Below are 21367 nucleotides of genomic sequence, written 5' to 3' on the forward strand. Positions count from 1 at the left end.
CCCGAATGCTTCGCCCCTACAGGACGCGGGCCGATGAAGACGCAAGGTTTTGAACGACGATTCTCTCAAAATCTTGCACCTGTTTCGCTCGTAAAGCCACAAAACCCTTACCTTGCCTACATTTCACATTTATTCAGCCAGCCTACTTATAGAGGAGAGGCACTCATGCAACAGGCAAGAGGCAAAAGGGGGAATAAATAATCAGTTTTTAATAACCAGATTTAGTATCAGTTCCTCTGAACTTAGATGTTCGGCTAAGTCAGCTTTCTTGGGCATTTTATCTCCTTGTCTTTACTCGTTTTATTATAACAGGATTTGGTATTAGAAGACAAAACAGGATAGACTTTTCTCTAGTCCGATCGATTTTGGGGACCATGAAGGATTTATTGGCGATTTTTAGCAAGGAATTAAGCTCTTGGTTTCGGCGCTGTTGGTTAGCGGTACTATTGACCGGCAGGGTTTTTTACTTCCTATTCACGCGCCAACCCGATTGGCGCGTCACCCAAGAACAAATGGTAGCAGCCGGGCCCGCCTCGCTGATTATCGCCATGATCACGGCTGCGGTGATCGGGATGATCTTTACGATCCAAGTGGCCCGGGAGTTCCAAGCCTTGGGCGCTGGCAGTATGGTGGGGGGAATTTTGGCCCTTGCTCTCGGTCGGGAACTCTGTCCGATTATGATGGCGATCGTGGTAGCCGGTCGGGTAGGATCGGCTTTTGCGGCGGAAATCGGTACCATGAAGGTGACAGAGCAGATCGACGCACTCTATATGCTCAAAACCGATCCCGTGGAATATCTGGTGCTGCCCCGTTTAATTGCCTGTTGTCTTATGGTTCCCGCTTTGAGTGTTATGGCGTTGCTGATCGGTTTAGGTAGCGGTTTGCTGGTCGGCGAAAGTTTATACGGAATTGCCAATTCAGTTTTTCTCGACTCGGTTCGCGGTTTTCTGGGTGTGGGAGATGTGCTGAGTGGACCGGTTAAAGGGGTGGTTTTTGGGGCTTTAATCGCGATTATCGGCTGTAATTGGGGTTTAACGACCGATGGCGGTGCTAAAGGAGTCGGCCAAGCTACTACCGCGGCCGTAGTCACTATGCTCTTAGCGATTTTTGTATCTAATCTGCTGATGACCTGGATCTTGTTCCAAGGATCTGGCAATAGTTCGGTTTTATTTGGACAGTAATTTCAGTTAAAAACTGTCATTTTCTCGCCATTGTTCTAATACTAAATCCAGTTATTAAAGACTGATTATTTATTCCTCCTTTTGCCTCTTGCCCCCGCCCCCCCCCGATGTCGTAGGGTTGATTCATGAATCAACCCTACCCCTACCCCCACGAAAAACTTTTTGCCGCAAACCCTAGCTAACTTAACAATACCCAGTTCACCAAAACTACCCCTGCACCACCTGTTTAAGGGTGGTAAAGGTTTCTAGGTTGATTAACCCCCGGCGCTGGCCTTTTTGGTTGGAAATGCCCAAAAATACCGATTCTCCCTGTTTGGGATTGCGATCAAATCGGGGTGAAGAATTGATATAAACTAAAGCACTATCGGACTCCATGGCGAATTGACGACTTTCTCGATAGGATTCGGTGACAATACAATCCGCGTGACCGCTACTATACTTATTAATCCAAGCGATCGCATCAGTGAGGGTATCCACTAACCTAAAGGCCACCGTTTTTTCTAAATAGGGTCTTTGCCAATCATTATCGGTGGCAATGGTTAAATGTTCGGGAAAATCCGCCGCTAATCGGGTATCTCCCCGCAATTTAAAGCCTTTTTCCTGCAAACTTTTAAACAAACGACTTAAAGTCGAAGAATTCTGATGGGGACTAATTAAAACTTTTTCGATCGCATTAACCGGATCTGGTATGCTGCCATGACTATCGATAATTACCTGACGGGCTAACTCCAAATCGCCACTAGGAGACCAATACAAATAACAGTTTCCCATGGCCGCGCGCAAAACGGGAACCGTGGCCAATTGACTCACCTGACCGATTAAACTAGGGCGACCGTAGGGAATAATCAAATTAACATAATTTTCCTGCGTCACCAACTCCTCTAGGGAGGGACTAGAATCACAGGGTAAACCACTAACACAATCCACCGGTAAACCCACATCCTCCAATGCTTCTTGGATAATTTCCGTAATCACTCCATCGGAATGACTAGAGGCATTGGAACCGCGAATAATCAAACTATTGCCACTTTTTAGGGAAAATCCCGCCGCTACCATCGCTAATTCGGGAAAACCTTCATAGACTAAGGCAATCACTCCTAAAGGCATCCTTTGGCAATAGGTTTGGGACGGATTAAGTTGATAGGCCGCGTTAATTACCTGTTGCAGCGGATCCGATGCTTCCGCTAGTTGTTGCAATACCTCCACCGTCGTCTCTAAACGTTCGGGAGTTAACCGTAACCAGCGAATCATTTGTTCTGAGACGGCCATCTCTCGACTGACCTCTAAATCGAGGGTATTGGCTTCTAAAATGCGATCAAAGCCAGTTTTAATGCCATTAGCGATCGCGATTACCCCGCGATTTCTTTCGTTGCCATTGAATTGACCCAGATCCAGAAAAGCATTGTATGCTTGCTTAAAGATCGTCGGGGGGGTTTTGGGGGAACTTTCGATCATAGATTCTTGTCTAGCGTCGATAGGCTAACCAAAAGATGAATGCGGGCAAAATAACTAATAGCATAACTAGAATTGCCCCAAAAATCACGCTTACCCCCGGCGGTGATTTCAAGATTAACGGTAGCCAGACGACCGATAATAACAGAATTATCCCCATCATCAGGGGCAAGACTCCTTCCCCAAGGCGCTGATTCGTACTCACCCAACGAAATCCCGTCCAGCGCCAAGTGCGTTTATAGGGATAGTGGGGGGCTAATTGTTCGATAATTTGGCCGTTTTCCTGTACCACAAATATCTGTTGACAGCGATCGCAGCCAAAGGCATCGGTCAATAAAATCGGGCATAATGTCCCTTTCCGACGACAGGGACAAGGATAGTCTTGGTGTTGGTCGATTTTGGTATATTTATGCGGTCGCACAAGCTAAATTTTTGTTTATAAACGGTTGTTTTTAGTCGCTCGTGGTCAATGGCTAAGGTATTCAACGGTTGCCCAAAATTCTCAACCCTATTGCTCACGGGTAATTCCCATCTTAAGGGATATCCCTAAATTATTCATCCTGACCTTAAGGTATATTTCAAGATTTTTTCAAGCGGGCAACGCGATTCGAACGCGCGACATTCACCTTGGCAAGGTGACGCTCTACCACTGAGCTATGCCCGCAAGCTTTTTTTTACACTTCTATAAGTGTGCCAAATCTCAGAGCATTTGTCAAGTAGTTTGGAGCATTTTTTTACAATGATTCATCTTCTGGCAAATCCCCCAAACCGGTAATAGCTTCGAGAACCACTTCTATCTTAGCCTGTAGTCGGTTGAACTGATGTTCCAAACGATCAAAGCGCTTGTCAATGGCGGCGAATTTTTCAGCCACTGCGGCGAATTTTTCATCTATATGCCGTTCCATAGCGTCAAAAGCTTCCGTAATCCGCCCCTCTGGTTCTAAATCTAATTCCAGAGTCTTGATTCTCTCGACAGCGTTGACTAATTGCCGTCTGAGTTGGTTAATATATTTGTTCTGTTCAGCTTCGCTCATCAGTGGAACTCCGGGAGTGGGGACAACTAAAATCCTAAATGCCGGGGGAATTTTCTTAGCCTTCCATCAGTGCCTGTTGGGGATTATTTTCCAATAATTCTAGGGGTTTATCTTCATTCCGGGGGCGCAATTGACGCATGAGACTAGCCATTTCTAGGGCAGATAGGGCATAATTCCAGCCCAAATTACTTTTTATACCGGCCCGTTCGAGGGCCTGTTGTAGGGTATCAGTGGTGAGAATACCGAAGACAACGGGAACACCTGTCTGAAAAGCGGCCGCAGCAATACCCTTAGCAGCCTCGGCGGCAACGTAATCAAAATGGGGCGTTTGGCCGCGAATAATTGCCCCTAGACAAATGACGGCATCGTAACGGTGGGAAAGGGCGACTTGACGGGCTACCATTGGCACTTCAAAGCTACCCGGTACCCAGATATAATCGACTTGGGTGCCATCGGGATTGACATCAACCCCGTGACGCTTCAGACAGTCTTGACAGCCTGATAACAGTTTATCAGTGACGAGATCGTTAAAACGACCAATCACGACCGCAAAGCGCAAAGAGGATATGTCCTCGGTAAAATTTCCCTCAAAAACAGTCATAGGTAGAAGGGGATAGGGGTTGGGGAAGTGGGGAAGTGGGGTAGTGGGGAAGTGGGGTAGTGGGGAAGTGGGGAAGTGGGGTAGTGGGGTAGTGGGTAAGCTGTCTCATCACCCTATCACCCCAAAACCCTATCACCCTATCTCCTCCTGTCTCCCATCTCCTGATCAAGGCTAAATCACTAAAAAGTTTAAAATAGCGACGGCAACCACTAAAATCGCCCAAATTGCCGAACCCACATAGAGAAGGGGTTTCGATTGATCCCAGTTTTGGGGGGAAGCATAGGCAACGGGGACACCAATCACCATCAGCAAGGAAAATAAAACTAAGGCAATGAGAAAAAATTGAAAAACAATAGACATGATTGGGTTCTCCTAAAGCAGTTGATGTTTATTTAGATAATTCTCCCAGATTTGATACTTGTATGGAAGAGCCTCGCTTCCACTCAACTTAACTGGACGATCCTTCCTCTAAGTCCTCTCTGAATCAGGGGTTCCCAGGAGATATCCCTGTCAGACTGAATCCACGAGCATTTTAATTTTACTGCCACTGACTACCCAGCCGCAGCGGGTTCTAAAATTTTTTTGATGTCTCCATCCTTGTCAAAAGCAGGATTGTAAGGGTTAGGTGGGGGAAGTGACTCCCTGTAATCCCTTGCCCAGATTACAGTATTTTCGCGTTTTCGCCAAACCTAGCCTAGAAAGGTCTCCAGACTGCTGAACTGCTAAAAGCTAATGGTCAAGCCCCCCAAACGGATGCCAGCGCCAAAAATGACGAACAATACTGCTAGAGTGGTGACGGCGACTATGTGCAGGGCGAGGAAATTTAAGTTTTCCTCGCTCAGTTTAGGAATGAGAAAAAAGCGGGAATGAAGGGCCAAGATGAGAGTTAATAGCAGTAAAGCTAACTTAATGCCTATATAAACCGATAAAAAACTATCAAATGACCAAAAATCACGAAAAACGGGCAAATAAATCCAAGTCAGTCCTAGGCCTGTTATTACCTGCAACAATAGCGCAGATAACCCAAAACCTTCAAAATATTGCTCAAATTGACGAATTCGGTCTGGTTCTCGGTTTTTGAGGGCCTGGGGTAGAACGGTGACTGCCAACAATAAATGACCACCGGCCCAGACGGTCGCCCCTAGGGTGTGGAGAATTACTAAAATTTTGAACAACATCGGTTTCTCTCAGTCAAGATTTGCTAACTTATAGTTCTTGGCTCGGCTATTTCCGAGCATTTAGTAACAATAGATACAGAAAAAATCCCGATAACTTCTCCTTACTAAAAAATATGGATTTAATTTTATGTCATCAAACGGCGGATTTTGACGCTTTGGGGGCAGCGGTGGGTTTATCGTTGCTGAAAGCGGGTAGTCGCATTGTGTTAACGGGGGGAGCGCACCCGACGGTGAGGGAATTTTTGGCCCTGCATCGGGATGAATTCGCTTTAATTGAACTGCGTAGTGTCAATCCGGCCCGTATTCGCTCTTTAATTATCGTTGATAATCAGTGGCGAGAGCGTCTGGGAAAAGCCTCCCAGTGGCTCGATTTAGGGCATTTACAGGCGATCGAATTGTATGATCATCATTTAGATAGTGAAAGCGATATTCATGCCTCTAGCGTCCATTTAGAAGCAGTGGGAGCCACCACGACTTTAATTGTCGAAGCTTTACAAAAAGCCCAGATTAAACCAAACTCGATGGCAGCGACGGTAATGGCACTCGGTATTCACGTTGACACGGGTTCCCTGACTTTTGCCGGTAGTACCCCCAGGGATGCCTATGCTTTGGCTTGGTTAATGACCTGTGCTGCTAACATTAAAACGATCGCCCAATACTGTCAACCGAGTTTTTCCCCGCGCTTACAGGAGTTATTTAGCCTTGCTTGGGAAAATCTAGAGATTAAAACGATCCATGACCGTAAAATCGCCCACGTTCTCCTCCATACTGCCGATTTTATCCCGGGTTTGTCTAGTGTGGCCGAGCGCCTGCTGGAATTATCCGATAGTGATGCGCTACTTTTTGCCCATAGTTATAGTAAAGACGAGGAAGATAATTCCCGACAGCGTTTAACCGTGATCGGTCGCTCTAGAATCGATGGGGTGAATCTATATCGGCTTTTTTCCCCCTATAACGGCGGTGGTCATGCTCAGGCCGCTTCGGTGAGTTTTCGCGATGTTCAGCCAGTTCAACAGTTAAACCAACTACTGGGGGACTTAATTGCTCAAATTCCCCCTTCTCCCACCGCTAGGGATTTAATGTCTTCTCCGGTGCGGACAATTCGTCCCGATACTTCCATATCTCAAGCCGAGCGCATCCTTTTCCGTTACGGCCATTCGGGTTTATCGGTGGTAGATGAGCAGGATCGCTTAGTTGGGGTGATTTCTCGTCGTGACCTCGATTTAGCTCTCCATCACGGCTTTTCTCGCTCTCCCGTGAAGGGATACATGACTTGTAATCCGAAAACTATTACCCCCGACACTTCCCTTCAGGAAATCGAGTCGCTGATGGTAACGTACGATTTGGGGCGTTTACCTGTACTAGAAAATGGGCAGTTAGTCGGTATCGTCACTCGTACAGATGTATTAAGACAGATTCATCAAAATGAGCGGGTGCGTTTTGAAGGGGTTGCTTTGGTTTCCTGTCTTTTACCGACGATTAAAGAGCGTTTAGAGCCGATTTTATGGTCATTCCTGCAAGCTGCCGCCGCTGCCGCTCAAAAACGCGGTTGGCATCTCTATCTGGTTGGGGGTGCGGTGCGGGATTTATTGTTAGCCACAGAAAGGGATACTTTATTGTTACAGGATATCGATTTAGTGGTGGATGGCTGCCATCGCGCCGCCGGTGTGGGTGCAGGGGTGGAGTTGGCTAATTGTTTACAGGAAATTTATCCGGGGGCCCGGTTATCGATTCACGGGGAATTTCAGACGGCGGCTTTGTTATGGCACAAAGATGAGCGTTTTGGCTCGTTATGGGTGGATATCGCCACGGCACGCACGGAATTCTATCCCTATCCTGCCAGCAATCCCCAAGTGGAGGCTAGTTCGATTCGACAGGATTTGTATAGAAGGGATTTTACGATTAATGCTCTGGCAATTCGCCTAACTTCGCCGAAAGAGGGGGAATTACTCGACTTTTTTGGCGGTATGTTGGATTTACGCGCCCAACAAATCCGGGTTCTCCACGCTAATAGTTTTATCGAGGATCCGACGCGCATCTATCGAGCGGTGCGTTTTGCCACTCGGTTAGGATTTGTTATTGAACCCTTGACAGAAAGCTATATTAGGTATGCGATCGAAAGTGGAGTTTATGAGCGCTCACGGCAACAAAATCAGAATGCACCCGCTTTACAGTCTCGTTTAAAAGCGGAGTTGAATTATATTTTAGAGGCGGATTACTGGGAAAGTGCCTTAGAAAAGTTGGCCGATTTGGGGGCTTTGCACTGTTTACACGGGGATTTAAGTTTAAATCGGGCTTTATGGCGACAATTGCGCTGTCTCAGTCGTTGGTTAGATTGTTTAAGTCTGGAATTGCTGGTGAATGCTTGGTTAATGCGGTTGGAATTATTAATCGCTTCTCTGGCTGTGGGGGAAAGAATAGCGATCGCTAATAATTTACAATTGCCCAAAGATAGTGTGGGGCGTTTACAAAAACTAGAAGTTATGGAAAGGGAGATTAGCAATAATTTTGCTTATGATCGACCCGTTAGTCAAATCGTCAGCTTTTTCAATGGTTATAAGGTTCCTAGTTTGTTACTGGTGGCGGTGAGGAGTGAGACTAGGATGCGGGCTTTAATCTGGCAATATTTAACTAAATGGTCGCAGATCGAGGCTCCTATCGACGGCAATGACCTAAAAGCTTTGGGTTATCAACCCGGTCCCCAGTTTAAATCGTTACTTGCGGCGGTGTTGGGGGCGACTTTAGATGGAATAGTCAGCAATAAAAGCGAGGCTATGGCTTTTATTGCTAGATTAACTAAGTCAGCAGATTAGGTATCGGCTGCCCCTTCATTTTCCGAAGATTGTCTTTGATCGCTGGAATAACCGCCTCTACCTCCTCTGGTGGTGGTACGATTAGAGGCAGCCCGGAATTGACGCGCGTAGGCGCGGTTGCGTTCAGCTTTTTCTTTTTTCAAATTACGACGTTTAGCCACAAGAATCTCCTTGGGATATTAGATAGACAAGCGGGGAAACGAGCGCTCGCTTCCCCTGTTGACATTGACACTCTCCGCCCTAAAAGTGCGGAGATTCTTGGGCTGAATCCTGCCTCCACTAGCAACGCTAATTTTGGTCTTACGGTTTCATGTCTAGTCCGACTACACCGATAAGGCAAGCACTCTTATGGACTACTCCCCAAGCGTAAATTTCTGTGTGTCCCACAGTATTTAATTGTTTTGCGTTCTTACAGTTTGGACTTAATTGAACACCATTGACTGTTAGAAATTTTCAGATCACGGAGTAGGACGTTTAACCTGTTTCCTCACGTTCTCACGCTCGGAACCACCGACAAACATTCTCGCACAAAGCCGTCCTAAAAGGACGGGGTTTTCAACCCAAATTTCCGATCACCTAGAATGGTTACGGTCGGGGATTAGTAGCGACGCTCCCGATTGCGATCGCCGCCAGCGCCGAAGGAAGATCTGGGTTCTTTTTCGCGAGCTTGATTGACTTTTAATTCTCGTCCCATCCATTGAGCGCCGTCAAGAGCGGCAATAGCGGCCGATTCTTGCTCTGGGGTTTCCATTTCCACGAAAGCGAACCCGCGTTTTCTTTTCGTTTCCCGATCCATGGGGAGGTGAACGCGCTTAATTGCACCATATTCCTTAAAAACCTCAACTACGTCGTCTTGGTCAACCTCGAAGGGGAGATTACCAACATAAATTGACATAAAACCTATCCTTGCACCGATAAAAACAACAGATTTGTAGAGAACGAAGATTTCGGGAACTAGCTGAACCAATACTAAACAGAAACGCTTTAACCATTAATACTGACCACGAGCCGCAGTGCCGACTTTTATTCTCGACTTCCATCCTAGCACATAGCTATTAGCTTTGCTCGATTCTGCCTGTCTCGCCACGGGAGCAGATAAACTAGACTAGAATGCTGCCCTATAAAATGCCCTAATTATGAGTTTATCCCCCCATCCGATCGAAACTGCCCTAAAAACCCTGGCAGCGAAAGCGGAAAATTCCATCGAACAAACAACAACCCTAGAAGACTTAGAACAGCTAAGGGTGAATTATCTCGGTAAGAAAGGAGAATTATCGCAGATTTTACGCGAAATGGGCAAATTAACCCCCGAAGAGAGACCGCGATTAGGTGCGATCGCTAATGAGGTCAAAGAATTAGTACAATCGCTGCTGGAATCCCAGCGAGAAAGTCTCCAGAATGCCCAAATTAAGGCGAAATTAGCGGCGGAAACCCTCGATGTCACCCTACCTGCTCTTAGCCGTCCTTTAGGGCGAATTCACCCCTTAAATAGCACAGTTGATCGCATGATCGATATTTTCGTCGGTCTGGGTTACAGCATCGCCACCGGGCCGCAGGTAGAAACCGATTATTATAATTTTGAGGCTTTAAATATCCCTGCTGACCATCCGGCCCGGGATATGCAGGATACTTTTTTCTTGAGTGATGGTCGTTTATTGCGGACCCATACCTCCCCGGTGCAGATTCGCTACATGGAAAGTCACGAACCCCCGATTCGGATTGTGGCCCCGGGCCGCGTTTATCGTCGCGATACCGTGGATGCAACCCATTCCGCGGTTTTCCATCAAGTGGAATTATTAGCGGTGGACCGGGGATTAACCTTTACGGATTTGAAAGGAACAATTAAAGAATTTCTTAAGCAAATGTTTGGGGCCGATTTACCGGTTAAATTCCGCGCTTCCTACTTCCCTTTTACTGAACCCTCGGCCGAGGTAGATGTGCAGTGGAAAGGCAAATGGTTGGAGGTGATGGGCTGTGGTATGGTGGATCCCAATGTCTTAAAAGCAGTCGGTTATGACCCCCAAATCTATACGGGTTTTGCTGCTGGTTTTGGCGTGGAAAGATTTGCTATGGTATTACATGAGATAGACGATATTCGCCGTTGTTATAATAGCGATATCCGCTTTCTCCGCCAATTTTAGGGGGATAAACCCGATGGTCATGAGTGAAGATTTAACCAAAAAAAGACTCCTATCCGTGGCTTGTCATGCTTCGATCTTTTTGAGTGCTACGCTGGTATCGGTGGGGATTCCCTTAGCTATTTATTTCATTTCTGATGATGGAACGGTGAAGGAAAACGCCAAAGAAGCTTTAAACTTTCACCTGAATATGTGGTTATACTACCTAATTGCTGGGATTCTGGTTTGGGTTTTAATCGGTTATTTGCTCTTACCGATTCTTGCTGTGGTGAACATTGTTCTCCCCATTCTTGCTATCCTGCAAGTCTGGAAAGATGCCTATAAGGTTTTCCGTTATCCTTTTATTTTCCGGGTTCTGTAATTAATTATCGGGGTTGAAACCTGTTCAACCCTTTTTTAGTCCTATTCCCACTAGAAAAATAGCCTCTGGAGTTTATGACTAAAATTGTCATCATCGGTGCGGGGATAGTGGGGGCCACCATTGCCTACGAATTAAGTGCCATCGAAGGATTAGAAATTACCCTCATCGATGAAAAAAAACCAGGACAAGGAGCAACCGGGGCAGCCCTAGGGATTTTAATGGGGATTATCAGCCATAAAACTAAAGGTAGAGCCTGGAAACTGCGGCAAGAAAGTTTAAAACGTTACGAAACTCTCCTTCCTGAGCTAGAATCCCTCACCGGACTGACTATTCCCTGTAACCGTGATGGTATTGTCCTACTGCGATCGAGTGCCGAAGACGAAGAAAATTGGCGCAAGTTAGCCCAAATCCGCCAAGAACAGGGATATTGTCTAGAAATCTGGGATAAAGAGACTTTAAACCAAAAATGTCCCCAAGTGGCCAGCGATCATCTCCAGGGTGCTATCTATTCTCCCAGGGATCATCAAATTAATCCGGCCCTGCTCACGGAGTCTCTCGTCGCTGCTGCGGCAAGAAGGGGGGTAAAATGTCAATTTGGGGTAAAAGTTGAAAATTTCGGGAAGACAGAGCTTCAAGGCTCTAATGTGAGGCAATGCACCCAGGTTTATAGTTCCAATGGTATAGAGGAAACCGACTCTTTGATTCTTTGTGCGGGAATTGGTTCTACTGCTTTAACCGAAACTCTTACCCATCCAGTGGAAATCCGACCGGTTTTAGGGCAAGCTTTACAGATAAAATTGACGCAACCCTTAGAAAGTTCCGATTTTAAGCCGATTTTAACAGGAAATGACCTGCATATTCTGCCTTTGGCTGGATCGGAATACTGGATTGGGGCAACGGTGGAATTTATGGACGAAAAGGGCGAAATTATCGCCGATACTGCCTTATTAGAACAAGTGTATCAAAAAGCGATCACTTTTTGTCCCTCTTTGGCTGCGGGTGCGATCGTGCGTACTTGGTCCGGTAAGCGACCGCGACCGGAGAAAAAATCCGCTCCCATCATCGAATATTTGCCCGGATACGATAACGTTATTCTGGCCACGGGACACTACCGCAACGGGGTTTTATTAGCCCCCGCTACCGCTAAAATCGTCAGGGAAATGTTAAGTGATAAGTTAGCTATCGATCGCTAAATTAGTGGCTTGCCGATGTAGTCCCCTTAATCTCTCGGATTTGAGGAGCGGGTGTTTACTCATCTTGCGCTGATAGGAAATGCGATCGAGATACTGTTCGATAAGCTTGTTGAGGATGGTTCCTTAGTTGGGGGTGTTTAAGCTCCAGCAATCCCTCATCTATCATCGGGTTGACATAGTGATTACGAATAGTATCAGGTTCTCTTCCGAGCAGTTGAGCTAATGTTCCGAGGGGTAGATATTGTTGGGAGCATAGTTCAAGAATCACTTTTCGTACCGAGTCTTTACTAATGCGGCCTTTTCTGCGTATGGGTTCAGCAATTGCCTCTAACTGTTGGTAATGTTCGGAGCTTGGTGGGTAATGTTCGGAGCTTGGTGGGTAATGTTCGGAGCTTGGTGGGTAATGTTCGGAGCTTGGTGGGTAATGTTCGGAGCTTGGTAATAGAGAAAGTTGCGCTGAAAAATTCTGGTTCGGTAGGGTGTAGCGTGTTCCCCGACACTTACCTGACTGGTGTAACCAGCCATTTTGAACTAAATTACGAAGGCGTTCGCTAATATCTCTGGGATGTTCTGATCGATAACGCTGAATGTCAGTATTACTAATTTCCTCAAACTGATGCGCTAATACTAATATTATCCTATCAAGATCACCTAACTGACGGTAAGCATCCCCGATAATCCTTTTTAATTCCACTTCAACTGCTTCGGGAATAAAACTTGTCATCGGTAAATTAACAGATGTAACTTCTAGGTCAAGTTTTTCCGAAACTAGGGGACTCAACCATTGTTGTTCTTTCCAAGCACGAAGAATTTTCCCAAATCCAGAGCCAGCTTTTTCACCTAATCCGAGCATTTGAAACATTTTTTGTAGATGAGGATTACGAGGATCGCTAGTACCGCCTTCATAGAGACGCTGTAGGGGAATTCTCAGACGACCGGGATTAGAAAACAGATAGCCATCGATAGATTTTACCACCTTTATAGGCCGTGACGACTGGTGATCGGCGTGGATTAAAGTATTAACTAAAGCCTCTCTTAAAGCTTCATGAACATGGGTTTCATCTTTACGAACGGCATCTTTGTCTAATTGAAAAGGAACATCTAAATTATTAATTAATCTGCCATAAACACGATAATAAGAGTTAAGTAAATTAGCTTCCCATTTACCATCAAGAGTTAAGCGATATGTCCATCTTTTTTCAGGATCATCAGATAATTTTTCCTGATAGTCGAGACTATAATGGGGGAAAGCATCTAAAATACTGCGTTCTCGTCCAAACATGAGTAAACCCGCTACAGTTAATCCTTCTTTGCTAGAATTTCTATCTCGTCGCCATCCTCCTAACTGATGGAGTAATTGTTGATCATTGTATGCTAACCAAGGATGATCGGGTTCGCGATTGCTGAACCGTTGGCGAAATACTTTCAGAGTATCAGGATCAATATCGTTGAGATTAAAATTATCTAAAACTTGAAAATCTTGAGGTTCATTGCTGGCATCGCGAAACATTTGCTCTATTTCCTCCTTATGACAGCGATAATCTCCCTCATAATTTCGCTTATATGTACCAGTCATTGGGTTATTGTTAATATATACAGGACGCTGAGTTCGGGTAGCTCTAGGAATATGAATAATGAGAAGCTGATATTCATTAATCTTTTTTACTTCTACGTCTGAATTAGAACAGATAGATATATTCAGTTTTTGTCGGTTGTTGTGGTTATCCCAAAACTCTTGTTGAAGATTTTTAGGGTTACGCACTCCTGTAATTTCTAATCTAGGTTTTTTTTCGCTAACACCCAAAATAATGTAACCGCCATCGGTATTAGCGAAAGCTGAAAGAGTTTCCCAAATGTCTTTTGGCAAGCCTCCCTCGGCTGATTTAAACTCATATTCTTGGTCTTCTCCAATATCAATTTGCTGCAGTAGTGTGTCAATTTCCATGCTAAAATTCGGCGATAAATTTATGGATGCAGTTTTTGCTGTGAAAATGAGCAACTAGGCTGAGTTCGAGGTCGGCTAAAACTCTGAGACTATCGTCGGCTGAAAGTTCGATGTAGAAGTCATGGTAAAAGATACTTAAACAAAACTGATCTTAAATCGCCAACTCAAAAATGAAACCCACGACTCCTTAAGAGTTGACAGAGAAAGGCTCATGAGGTATTGTCCGCTCAATGCAACAACAAATCCCAAAAACTAAGCCCCCAACACCTTAACATAGAACAAAGAAACTTGCTCTACCAACCTAGTCAAGAGGGAAATTTATCTCAACGGCAAATGGCCGTCTTGCTCGGATGTCATCAAAGCACGACCAAAGGGATAATTAAGAAGTAATCAAAGTTGCCTCGGATGCTATCTAGCCGATGACCCTATCTGACCAAGAAAGACAACAACTCTGTGACACTGCTCGGGAAGTGGCGAAACTTTCCTATTCTCCCTATTCCCGTTTTCGGGTGGGGGCAGCGGTCTTGACAAATAAAAAGATTTATGCTGGTACTAATGTAGAGAACGCTAGTTATGGCTTGAGTTTGTGCGCGGAAAGGGCAACTTTAGCGCAAATAGTCGCAGCGGGCGATCGAGAAGTACGGGCGATCGCTATAGCCTGTATCGATGGGAAGGATGATATTAGTCAGTTAACTCCCTGCGGAGCCTGTCGTCAATGGATAGCCGAATTAGCGCCGCAAGCGGAGATTATTATCTGTGGAACTCAGCAAAATTATCGTTTTAATCTCTCGGATTTACTGCCTTTTTCCTTTCGTTTTTAACTGTGGGTAAAGTATAGGGTTCAAGGTACTACAACGCTATCGCCTTGAGGCACTTTTGACTATTTAGCAATCGTTTTAATCTTCGGCTACCTCTGAATTTTTAGCCGCTGCCGTTGGAGCAAGAGCCTGATTATCTCGCATCACTCTAATTAAGAATCGTAGTGCCTCATTAACTGCATCAGCGCTAGGAAACATTTCTGCGACATCAGGTTCTAACCGTACAGTAACTCCACCAAAACTTTTTCTTCCAGGGCCTAACTTTCTGACTCGAAGGCTCTTGAAGTCATACTCTGCCCGTAAATCATCTTCCATTCCTGACTTATCCCTGTTCATAGGTTTCTCGCTCGGTTTTTGTCACTTCTCTTGCGCTAATGAGGCGTATTAAGTTATCCCTTTCGGTATAGGATATAATCAACAATCGTCCTCGGTTTGACTGTCCAACGAGAAGATAACGATCCTCATCTTCAGAATGCTCTGGATCGTAGAAGTCAACATAGAGAGGATCATCAAAAACAGTTTTTGCCTCCTCAAATGAGACTTCGTGCTTTGATAGATTGCGTTCTGCCTTATTTTTATCCCAGTCAAACTGCATAAAGCCATTATACTGCTACTTACCGAAACTGATGGCACATTTTTGATATGTTTTGTCTATTACTTGAACGGAATATATTCAACTGTATTGAACCATAGATCTGGTTCAGAAGCCTTAGCAATCAATTCTAAATCCTTGACAAATTGACCAATAGTGCCTCCAAGTTGATGACCAAAAATTAAACCTGAAAACGGTTTGCCTTTTACTTGCCAAGTTTCGGCTAAAACTCTAAAGCGAATGTCTTGGGTAAAGAGAATGCGCTTAAGCTCAGTTACTCTTAGCAAAAGTTGATCATCAGGTAGTTGTTCGGTTCCGTCTTCAAATGCTGTTAATACATCTATGCCTCGGCGACGCAACTGTTCGGTAATTGCCTGGGGAACGTGAACATCCATGTACAAAGCAATAGTCATTTACAGTAGCCCTTTGGCTTTCATACGAATATAAAAAGGCGACTTGGCAGCTTGATTAGTCATATTTTCTTGTACTTGTTGCCATTCCATTGTGATTTCTTGGTCAATTTCTTCTTGATGGTCAAAATAGTAACCCATGACTGCATGAGCTTCGGCTGGGGTTAAATAAAGGTGTTGACGACAGATTTCTTCTACGGACCAACCATAGGCGATGTAGTCCATGACAATTTGAGCAACGCGGATACGCGGTAATCTTTGTAAATGTGCGGGTTGGTCGTCACTTTTTTCTATGTGTGGATAGGTTAGAGCTAACATAGGGCCTCTAGTTAATTGATTTGACCTATTCTAACAGTTTTAGGCGTTGCTGGATCAAGATATGGATGCTAATTGTGAATCCTATCCACAACCAACGCTTAGGACTAGGTTTGAAAAATTGTCTAGGGGACAATTCATACTTAAAATCAGCAAAGCCGTTTCCCGTTCAAGAGACGCATTACACTTAGTTAATATACTACAAGCTCGGCACAGTATTAGGCAGTGCCTTCGGTATTGCACTGAAAACGTCTAACTGATAACTGTTATTAGTCGGTTCACCCTCGGACACTGGACGAATCTATATCTACATACCACAAATTCTTAAGATATTTTCCCGTCGCTCTAGAGTGTATCAGATTTATCTGAAATGACTATATTCTTTGAATACCGATCAATTATCTCCTCCCGTAGCGACATTTTTAAATCTTTCTTGGGCAGCAGAAAAAGCCTCTTTCATCACCCTTTGAATCCTCTTAGGATCGGGTTTTTTACCCCCCATTAAATCGCCAAAATAGACACAAGCGCCCTCTCCTAGGGCCCAGGTATAGGCAGCAGACCAAGAAGCGGCGATCACACTGCCAAAACCGGGGATAAATTTCACCAATTCCCGACCGATGGCCTGGGCCAAAAAGCCGCCAGCGATCGCACTGACAACTCCGCCGGCTTGGGATGGGGTTAACACTTGACCGTATAATTTGCCTAAAACACCCACCATTGACACTTGTAGGGCGGTTAACACGGGCATAGTCGCTAAGGGTAAGGGAATCGCCGCCAAGGTCGCCGCTATGACGGAAAAGGCTAACATATAGCGTCGGGCCACGTCCCGATAGAGATTGCCTAATTTATTGCTGGTTTCCCGATCTAAAAGTTGGTGGATGGTGTTAGCCTCGGCTTTTGGCAATAAATCGGCTAAATTGTCTCTAAATGCCTCTAAACCGTAAAAAACGGGGTTATAACCGTCTTCCTCTAGGGTAAAATCTATTAGCACAGAATTGTCGTATAAATCCTTAAAAGTTTCTTTAATTTCTTGATAGGCGCGATTGATATCCTCGCAATCGGGAGGATAAGGGGGATGATCAACGGTATTAGGAGTATAAAGCTGATGAAGACAGGTGACAGCCAGTAAACAGGGGATTTTAGGATATTTTTGCCGCAGTTGTTTGGTAATTTCCAGAAGGCTATCGGTGGCAAAATCATCAATTTTTACCGTCAGGATAAAAACTTGGGCGCGTCCCGTATTTTCGGCTAAATCTGCTAATAATTCCGCGATTACCCTGTCTGTGTGTTGATAGGCATCCCCTAACCCCACCGTATCGGTAAAAATCAACAGGGGTAAGTCTTCCGCGGGGTAGGTGTAGCGCTGGGTGTTTTGGGTGTGGGGACGGAAACCCTGCCCGACGATTTCCGCCGAAACTCCCGTTATTCCCCGAATAATCGAACTTTTTCCCGTTTGGGGTTTGCCGATTAACAGCGCCTCGGTGGTGGGTAATTCTTGACGGACTTTTTCTAAAATTTCCGCCACTTGAGTGTCACTAACACTAAACCACTGGAGGACAGTATTAGTCAACTGGTCGATGGGGAGTCTTTTCATCACTTCCCCCGTGAGACTATTCCAAGTATTGACCAAAGAATCAATGGGCAGTTTATCAGTCATGGGGATTAGAAAGGTTTATGATAACTAAAATAGAGATTTTCAGCCATAGAATCAGACGATGACAAAAGCCGCAATAACTCCGCAAGATTTATCATGGCCTTTTTGGCCAATTGTACCACTTTATCCCTACGGTCAAAGACGGACAATTCGCCAAGAAGTGGTGCAAGATACGCTCTGGACATTTGAGCAATTGCAGGGTATTTTTTATGTGGTCGTGCCGATTCGCATGACGGTAATTAGGTTAGCATCTGGGGGTTTATTTGTTTATGCACCAGTGGCCCCGACTCCGGAATGTATTCGCTTAATGCGTGAGTTGGAAGGTGAACACGGGGAAGTTAAATATATTATTTTGCCGACGATTTCTGGGATTGAACATAAGGTTTTTGTCGGTCCTTTTGCCCGTTATTTTCCTAAGGCTATAGTTTATGTTGCTCCTAATCAATGGAGTTTTCCTCTTAATTTACCTTTGAGTTGGTTGGGTTTACCGGCAAAACGAACAGAAATTTTACCTGCTGACTCGGCAACCACTCCTTTAGGAAAAGATTTTAGTTATGAAATTTTACCCGCAATTGATCTGAATGTGGGATACTTCTCGGAAGTGGCTTTTTTTCATCACTACTCTCAAACTCTGCTGCTGACTGATGGAATTATTTCTATCCCAGAAAATCCTCCCGCTATTTTAGAATTAGACCCCTATCCCCTGCTGTTTCACGCTAAAAATAGTGCTAAGGATTTGGTGGAGGATACCCCAGAAAATCGCCGTCGGGGTTGGCAAAGAATTTGTCTTTTTGCTCTTTATTTTCAACCTGCTGTTTTAGCTGTTCCCAATTGGATTAAGGTCTTTCGAGATGCTTTTACTGCTCAGGAAAAGAGTAAAAAAGCCTATTTTGGTTTATTCCCTTTTCAATGGGGTGATGATTGGCAAAAGACTTTTTTAAATTTGCGTCGAGAGGGGAGGTTAATAGTAGCACCCATTTTGCAAACTTTGATTCTTAATCGCACTACTGACGAGGTTAGTCAATGGGTTGAGCGAATTTGCCAATGGCCGATTAAACAGGTTATTCCTTGTCATTTTGCTAGTCCGATTCAAGCTGATAGTCAAGAGTTTCAGCAGGCTTTTTCTTTCTTGTTAAAAGATTCTTATTTACCTAAAGATGACTTGGAATGTTTAGAAAGTATTGATAGTTTTTTAGTGCGCTGGCGATTGACTCCTCCTCCTGATAAAAAATTGTAATTTATGGCTAAGAACTGCTATAATATATGCGGTTGTTAGTTGATTGCTAATCAAGGTCATGCAAATTCCCGAAAATCCCAGTAATGATGACATCAGAGAAGCGTTGATTCAATTGCGAGAAGAACTTGGTCAAAAAGTTGACCGCTTAGAATATAAATTTGATGCCTATCAAAAAGGTACAGATGGTATGGTGAGAATGGCTACTACTATCATCATTGCCACCGCTTCTGTGGTAGTTTTATCTAGTCTTAGTCCTGCGGTGACAGCAATTATCACCGCTTTATATTCTGGTAATGCTCATTAATTAATTTATCGCTAAATTCTGGTGCGTTAGGCTACCTTTTGGTGCGATTCGGTGCGTTACGCGCTCGCTAACACACCCTACCTTTCCTGAATTTTTACCCGTTTGTTTAATTGATTCATAGTCAAGGAAATCACCAGATTAAAGAATAAATAGGTGGCCATAACTACTATTAACATTTCTAGAGCTTTTCCTGTCTGATTAGCGATGGTACTAGAGATAGCATAAATATCATTATAACCAATAGCGATCGCTAAACTAGAGTTTTTAACCAGGTTTAAACATTCATTAGTTAAAGGAGGAATAATCACTGGCAAAGCTTGGGGAAAAATTACTAATCTCATCACTAATAAAGGTTTTAATCCCAAGGCTTTAGCTGCTTCCCATTGTCCCCGATTAACCGATTGAATCCCTCCCCGTACCGTTTCCGCAATAAAGGCGGCTGTATAAACAGTTAAACCGATTAGGAGAGTAGCAAACTCGGAAGAAAGATGTAAACCGAAGTCAATATTTTGATTAAGAGTATTAACTTGGGGACTTTGCCATTGTAAACCCCAGATTAGAGGAATTATAACTAGGAGTATTAGGCTAGTTAGACATAAACTAAGTTTATTTTTTAGGTATAAAAATACTGAGATAATTATTCCTAAAGCAATGATAAATAAGGCTAACCATGTCCTGAAACTATTAGCGGGGAAAGGCAAATAGACTCCTGAGTTATTTAAGAATACCCTGCCAAAAAACTCTAGAGAGTCCTCAATCTTCGGCAGTTTCAGAAATACAGCAAAATACCAGAAAAATAATTGTAATAATAGAGGAGTATTGCGAATAGTTTCCACATAAATTGTTGCTAACTGACGAATTAACCAATTATCCGACAAACGACCTAACCCGATGACTATTCCCAGACTAATCGCCAAAAATATGCCAGTAATCATAATGCGGAGGGAATTAACTAATCCCACCAAAAGAGCGCGAAAATAGGTATCGGTGGGACTGTAGGCAATAGGAGAGTCACCAATAGCAAAAGAGGCTGGTCGGTCAGGATCAAAGAGAAAGCCAAAGCCAAAACTTAAGCGTAAGCGTTGGAAATTAATCACTAAATTGCGACCAAAAAACCAGAAAATTAGGCAGACAATTAGCAGAATAATTACCTGTAGAAAAATCTTCTGAAATCGCTCATCGTACCAAAAAGAATTTTTTTGAGGTAAAGTCATAAGTAGTCGTGCAAAATTAATTTCTTGGTTAGGATAGGCAAAAGGCAAAAGGCAAAAGGTAAGAGGCAAGAGGTGGTTAGATATGTGTAATTAATTTTGCTTAGGTACTTAACAAAAGAAATCGGTGACTTTTGGCCACCGATTGAGAAAATCAAAACATATTTAGATAACTCCCAGACGGGAAAGACCGAGGATGACACCGGCACCGAGGACATGACCAAAACTGGTAGTACCCAGTAAAGCGCCTAATCCCATACCACCGAATAAAGCGGGGGAAGGTAAAGCAGGACCGACATTTTGTTGTTGAATAGTCGCTTTACCGAAAGCAATAGCGAGAATATTGCAGATAATCATGACAATCGCCACTTTGGGACTCCATTCGCTGGAACCTTGTACGGCGGTAGCGGCCATTAATAGGGTTGAATACATTGAAATTCTCCTGAACAGGTCGTTTTAAGTTTTTAATCTTAAAGGTAGTTTTCACCCCACATCACGCCCTGTTGCAATACTTAATAATCAAAAGCAGAGGAGTCAACAATAAGGCCGATTCGTCTCCACTTATGAACTACTCGCTTAGTACAAATTCAAGTTTAAGCCTACTTCTCTAGCGAAGACGGCTAATCCTTTCTTTTCAATGGTTTTGATAGCTTTGGTGGAGATGCGTAGTTTTACCCAACGGTTGCCTTCCGACCACCAAACTCTTTTCCATTGTAGGTTAGCTTCTTGTAATTTTTTGGTGCGACGGTGGGAGTGGGACACCGCATAGGCGTTATTGGCCTTTTTCCCCGTCATAGTACAGACTCTAGACATAATTTACTCCTGTGCGATCGATGTTTGTCAATAGTCAACCTTTCTAGTTTAACTCAAATCTCGCCAGAAGTCCCCCCTTCCCCTGGGTGAAGTGAACGGAGATAAATTTAACAGCAA

Annotated in this window: 26 protein-coding genes, 1 tRNA gene and 1 pseudogene; 10 read left to right on the forward strand and 18 right to left on the reverse strand. The window is 44.2% G+C overall.

What is annotated here, in order from left to right; genetic code table 11:
- Positions 1-201, forward strand: a 201-nt coding sequence (locus tag IM500_RS01825) for a hypothetical protein (RefSeq protein ID WP_287737521.1), incomplete at its 5' end; no start/stop codon positions are given.
- A gap of 173 nt (positions 202-374) precedes the next feature.
- Entirely contained in the window at positions 375-1181 is an 807-nt protein-coding gene (locus IM500_RS01830) for an MlaE family lipid ABC transporter permease subunit (RefSeq protein ID WP_190719005.1), read from the forward strand.
- Positions 1182-1388: 207 nt separating this feature from the next.
- On the opposite strand, the gene IM500_RS01835 is transcribed toward IM500_RS01830, so the two are convergent.
- From IM500_RS01835 to IM500_RS01865, 7 genes are all read right to left on the reverse strand, one after another.
- Positions 1389-2636 carry a glutamate-5-semialdehyde dehydrogenase gene (locus IM500_RS01835; protein WP_061432145.1) on the reverse strand — a complete coding sequence of 416 codons (1248 nt, stop codon included), beginning with the start codon at positions 2634-2636 and terminating at the stop codon, positions 1389-1391.
- Between the two features lie 10 nt (positions 2637-2646).
- Positions 2647-3054 carry a hypothetical protein gene (locus IM500_RS01840; RefSeq protein WP_012266165.1) on the reverse strand — a complete coding sequence of 136 codons (408 nt, stop codon included), beginning with the start codon at positions 3052-3054 and terminating at the stop codon, positions 2647-2649.
- 171 nt (positions 3055-3225) lie between these two features.
- Positions 3226-3297: transfer RNA gene (locus IM500_RS01845), tRNA-Gly, on the reverse strand.
- 70 nt (positions 3298-3367) lie between these two features.
- Positions 3368-3667, reverse strand: coding sequence for a hypothetical protein (locus IM500_RS01850; protein WP_190719008.1), 300 nt, complete (start codon positions 3665-3667; stop codon positions 3368-3370).
- Positions 3668-3722: 55 nt separating this feature from the next.
- Positions 3723-4268 (reverse strand): 6,7-dimethyl-8-ribityllumazine synthase, encoded by a 546-nt coding sequence (gene ribH, locus IM500_RS01855; protein ID WP_287737522.1) that lies wholly within the window; start codon positions 4266-4268, stop codon positions 3723-3725.
- A 171-nt stretch (positions 4269-4439) separates the two neighbouring features.
- A complete protein-coding gene (gene psbZ, locus IM500_RS01860; protein ID WP_002732865.1) occupies positions 4440-4628 on the reverse strand; it encodes a photosystem II reaction center protein PsbZ in 189 nt (62 codons plus the stop codon).
- A 362-nt stretch (positions 4629-4990) separates the two neighbouring features.
- Positions 4991-5446, reverse strand: a complete 456-nt coding sequence (locus IM500_RS01865; protein WP_287737523.1) for a CopD family protein — start codon at positions 5444-5446, stop codon at positions 4991-4993.
- A 113-nt stretch (positions 5447-5559) separates the two neighbouring features.
- Here IM500_RS01865 and IM500_RS01870 point away from each other — a divergent pair, with 113 nt between their 5' ends.
- Positions 5560-8259 carry a CBS domain-containing protein gene (locus tag IM500_RS01870; protein ID WP_287737524.1) on the forward strand — a complete coding sequence of 900 codons (2700 nt, stop codon included), beginning with the start codon at positions 5560-5562 and terminating at the stop codon, positions 8257-8259.
- Here IM500_RS01870 and IM500_RS01875 read toward each other — a convergent pair.
- Together IM500_RS01875 and rbp are read right to left on the reverse strand one after the other, a co-directional pair.
- Positions 8256-8420, reverse strand: a complete 165-nt coding sequence (locus IM500_RS01875) for an Asl3888 family RNA-binding protein (RefSeq protein ID WP_002733784.1) — start codon at positions 8418-8420, stop codon at positions 8256-8258. The genes IM500_RS01870 and IM500_RS01875 overlap by 4 nt on opposite strands.
- A gap of 437 nt (positions 8421-8857) precedes the next feature.
- Positions 8858-9154 carry an RNA-binding regulator gene (rbp, locus tag IM500_RS01880; protein WP_190719018.1) on the reverse strand — a complete coding sequence of 99 codons (297 nt, stop codon included), beginning with the start codon at positions 9152-9154 and terminating at the stop codon, positions 8858-8860.
- Positions 9155-9395: 241 nt separating this feature from the next.
- On the opposite strand from rbp, the gene pheS reads away from it, so the two are divergent.
- From pheS to IM500_RS01895, 3 genes are all read left to right on the forward strand, one after another.
- Entirely contained in the window at positions 9396-10400 is a 1005-nt protein-coding gene (pheS, locus tag IM500_RS01885; protein ID WP_287737525.1) for a phenylalanine--tRNA ligase subunit alpha, read from the forward strand.
- Positions 10401-10413: 13 nt separating this feature from the next.
- On the forward strand, positions 10414-10758 hold the full coding sequence (locus tag IM500_RS01890; RefSeq protein ID WP_080754337.1) for a DUF4870 domain-containing protein: 345 nt from the start codon (positions 10414-10416) through the stop codon (positions 10756-10758).
- A 74-nt stretch (positions 10759-10832) separates the two neighbouring features.
- Positions 10833-11951: an NAD(P)/FAD-dependent oxidoreductase gene (locus IM500_RS01895; protein WP_287737526.1), complete on the forward strand. Its 1119-nt coding sequence runs from the start codon at positions 10833-10835 to the stop codon at positions 11949-11951.
- Positions 11952-12006: 55 nt separating this feature from the next.
- On the opposite strand, the gene IM500_RS01900 is transcribed toward IM500_RS01895, so the two are convergent.
- On the reverse strand, positions 12007-13896 hold the full coding sequence (locus IM500_RS01900; RefSeq protein WP_190719026.1) for an RNA/DNA-binding domain-containing protein: 1890 nt from the start codon (positions 13894-13896) through the stop codon (positions 12007-12009).
- Positions 13897-14115: 219 nt separating this feature from the next.
- Between IM500_RS01900 and IM500_RS01905 the strand changes: the two are divergent.
- Together IM500_RS01905 and cdd are read left to right on the forward strand one after the other, a co-directional pair.
- Positions 14116-14317, forward strand: a pseudogene (locus IM500_RS01905) (helix-turn-helix domain-containing protein); the annotation flags it as partial.
- Entirely contained in the window at positions 14316-14717 is a 402-nt protein-coding gene (cdd, locus tag IM500_RS01910) for a cytidine deaminase (RefSeq protein ID WP_190719029.1), read from the forward strand. The pseudogene IM500_RS01905 and the gene cdd, both read left to right, overlap by 2 nt.
- A gap of 75 nt (positions 14718-14792) precedes the next feature.
- Here cdd and IM500_RS01915 read toward each other — a convergent pair whose 3' ends face one another.
- From IM500_RS01915 to IM500_RS01935, 5 genes are all read right to left on the reverse strand, one after another.
- Positions 14793-15050 carry a hypothetical protein gene (locus IM500_RS01915; protein ID WP_002793495.1) on the reverse strand — a complete coding sequence of 86 codons (258 nt, stop codon included), beginning with the start codon at positions 15048-15050 and terminating at the stop codon, positions 14793-14795.
- Positions 15037-15309 carry a BrnT family toxin gene (locus IM500_RS01920; protein ID WP_190719031.1) on the reverse strand — a complete coding sequence of 91 codons (273 nt, stop codon included), beginning with the start codon at positions 15307-15309 and terminating at the stop codon, positions 15037-15039. Before IM500_RS01920 ends, IM500_RS01915 begins: the two co-directional genes overlap by 14 nt.
- A 59-nt stretch (positions 15310-15368) precedes the next feature.
- Positions 15369-15719, reverse strand: a complete 351-nt coding sequence (locus IM500_RS01925) for a DUF5615 family PIN-like protein (protein WP_190358697.1) — start codon at positions 15717-15719, stop codon at positions 15369-15371.
- Positions 15720-16034 (reverse strand): DUF433 domain-containing protein, encoded by a 315-nt coding sequence (locus tag IM500_RS01930; protein ID WP_190719034.1) that lies wholly within the window; start codon positions 16032-16034, stop codon positions 15720-15722. It lies immediately after the preceding gene.
- Between the two features lie 391 nt (positions 16035-16425).
- Positions 16426-17688 (reverse strand): YcjF family protein, encoded by a 1263-nt coding sequence (locus IM500_RS01935; RefSeq protein WP_190719037.1) that lies wholly within the window; start codon positions 17686-17688, stop codon positions 16426-16428.
- A 58-nt stretch (positions 17689-17746) separates the two neighbouring features.
- Between IM500_RS01935 and IM500_RS01940 the strand changes: the two genes are divergently transcribed.
- Together IM500_RS01940 and IM500_RS01945 are read left to right on the forward strand one after the other, a co-directional pair.
- Positions 17747-18922: a DUF4336 domain-containing protein gene (locus IM500_RS01940; RefSeq protein WP_287737527.1), complete on the forward strand. Its 1176-nt coding sequence runs from the start codon at positions 17747-17749 to the stop codon at positions 18920-18922.
- Positions 18923-18980: 58 nt separating this feature from the next.
- Complete coding sequence (locus IM500_RS01945; protein ID WP_002749050.1) at positions 18981-19226, forward strand: ssr2422 family thylakoid membrane protein; 246 nt, start codon at positions 18981-18983, stop codon at positions 19224-19226.
- 77 nt (positions 19227-19303) lie between these two features.
- Here the strand turns inward: IM500_RS01945 and IM500_RS01950 are convergent, their stop codons facing one another.
- The 3 genes from IM500_RS01950 to rpmB all read right to left on the reverse strand — a co-directional run bounded on the left by IM500_RS01950 (position 19304) and on the right by rpmB (position 21250).
- Positions 19304-20440 carry an amino acid ABC transporter permease gene (locus IM500_RS01950; protein ID WP_190719045.1) on the reverse strand — a complete coding sequence of 379 codons (1137 nt, stop codon included), beginning with the start codon at positions 20438-20440 and terminating at the stop codon, positions 19304-19306.
- 162 nt (positions 20441-20602) lie between these two features.
- Positions 20603-20869 (reverse strand): photosystem I reaction center subunit PsaK, encoded by a 267-nt coding sequence (gene psaK / locus IM500_RS01955; RefSeq protein WP_002760753.1) that lies wholly within the window; start codon positions 20867-20869, stop codon positions 20603-20605.
- A gap of 144 nt (positions 20870-21013) precedes the next feature.
- On the reverse strand, positions 21014-21250 hold the full coding sequence (rpmB, locus tag IM500_RS01960; protein ID WP_002732080.1) for a 50S ribosomal protein L28: 237 nt from the start codon (positions 21248-21250) through the stop codon (positions 21014-21016).
- Positions 21251-21367 lie beyond the last annotated feature (117 nt).

The organism is Microcystis sp. M179S2 (genome assembly GCF_020245805.1).
In the GTDB taxonomy this organism is placed as follows: Bacteria; Cyanobacteriota; Cyanobacteriia; order Cyanobacteriales; family Microcystaceae; genus Microcystis; species Microcystis aeruginosa.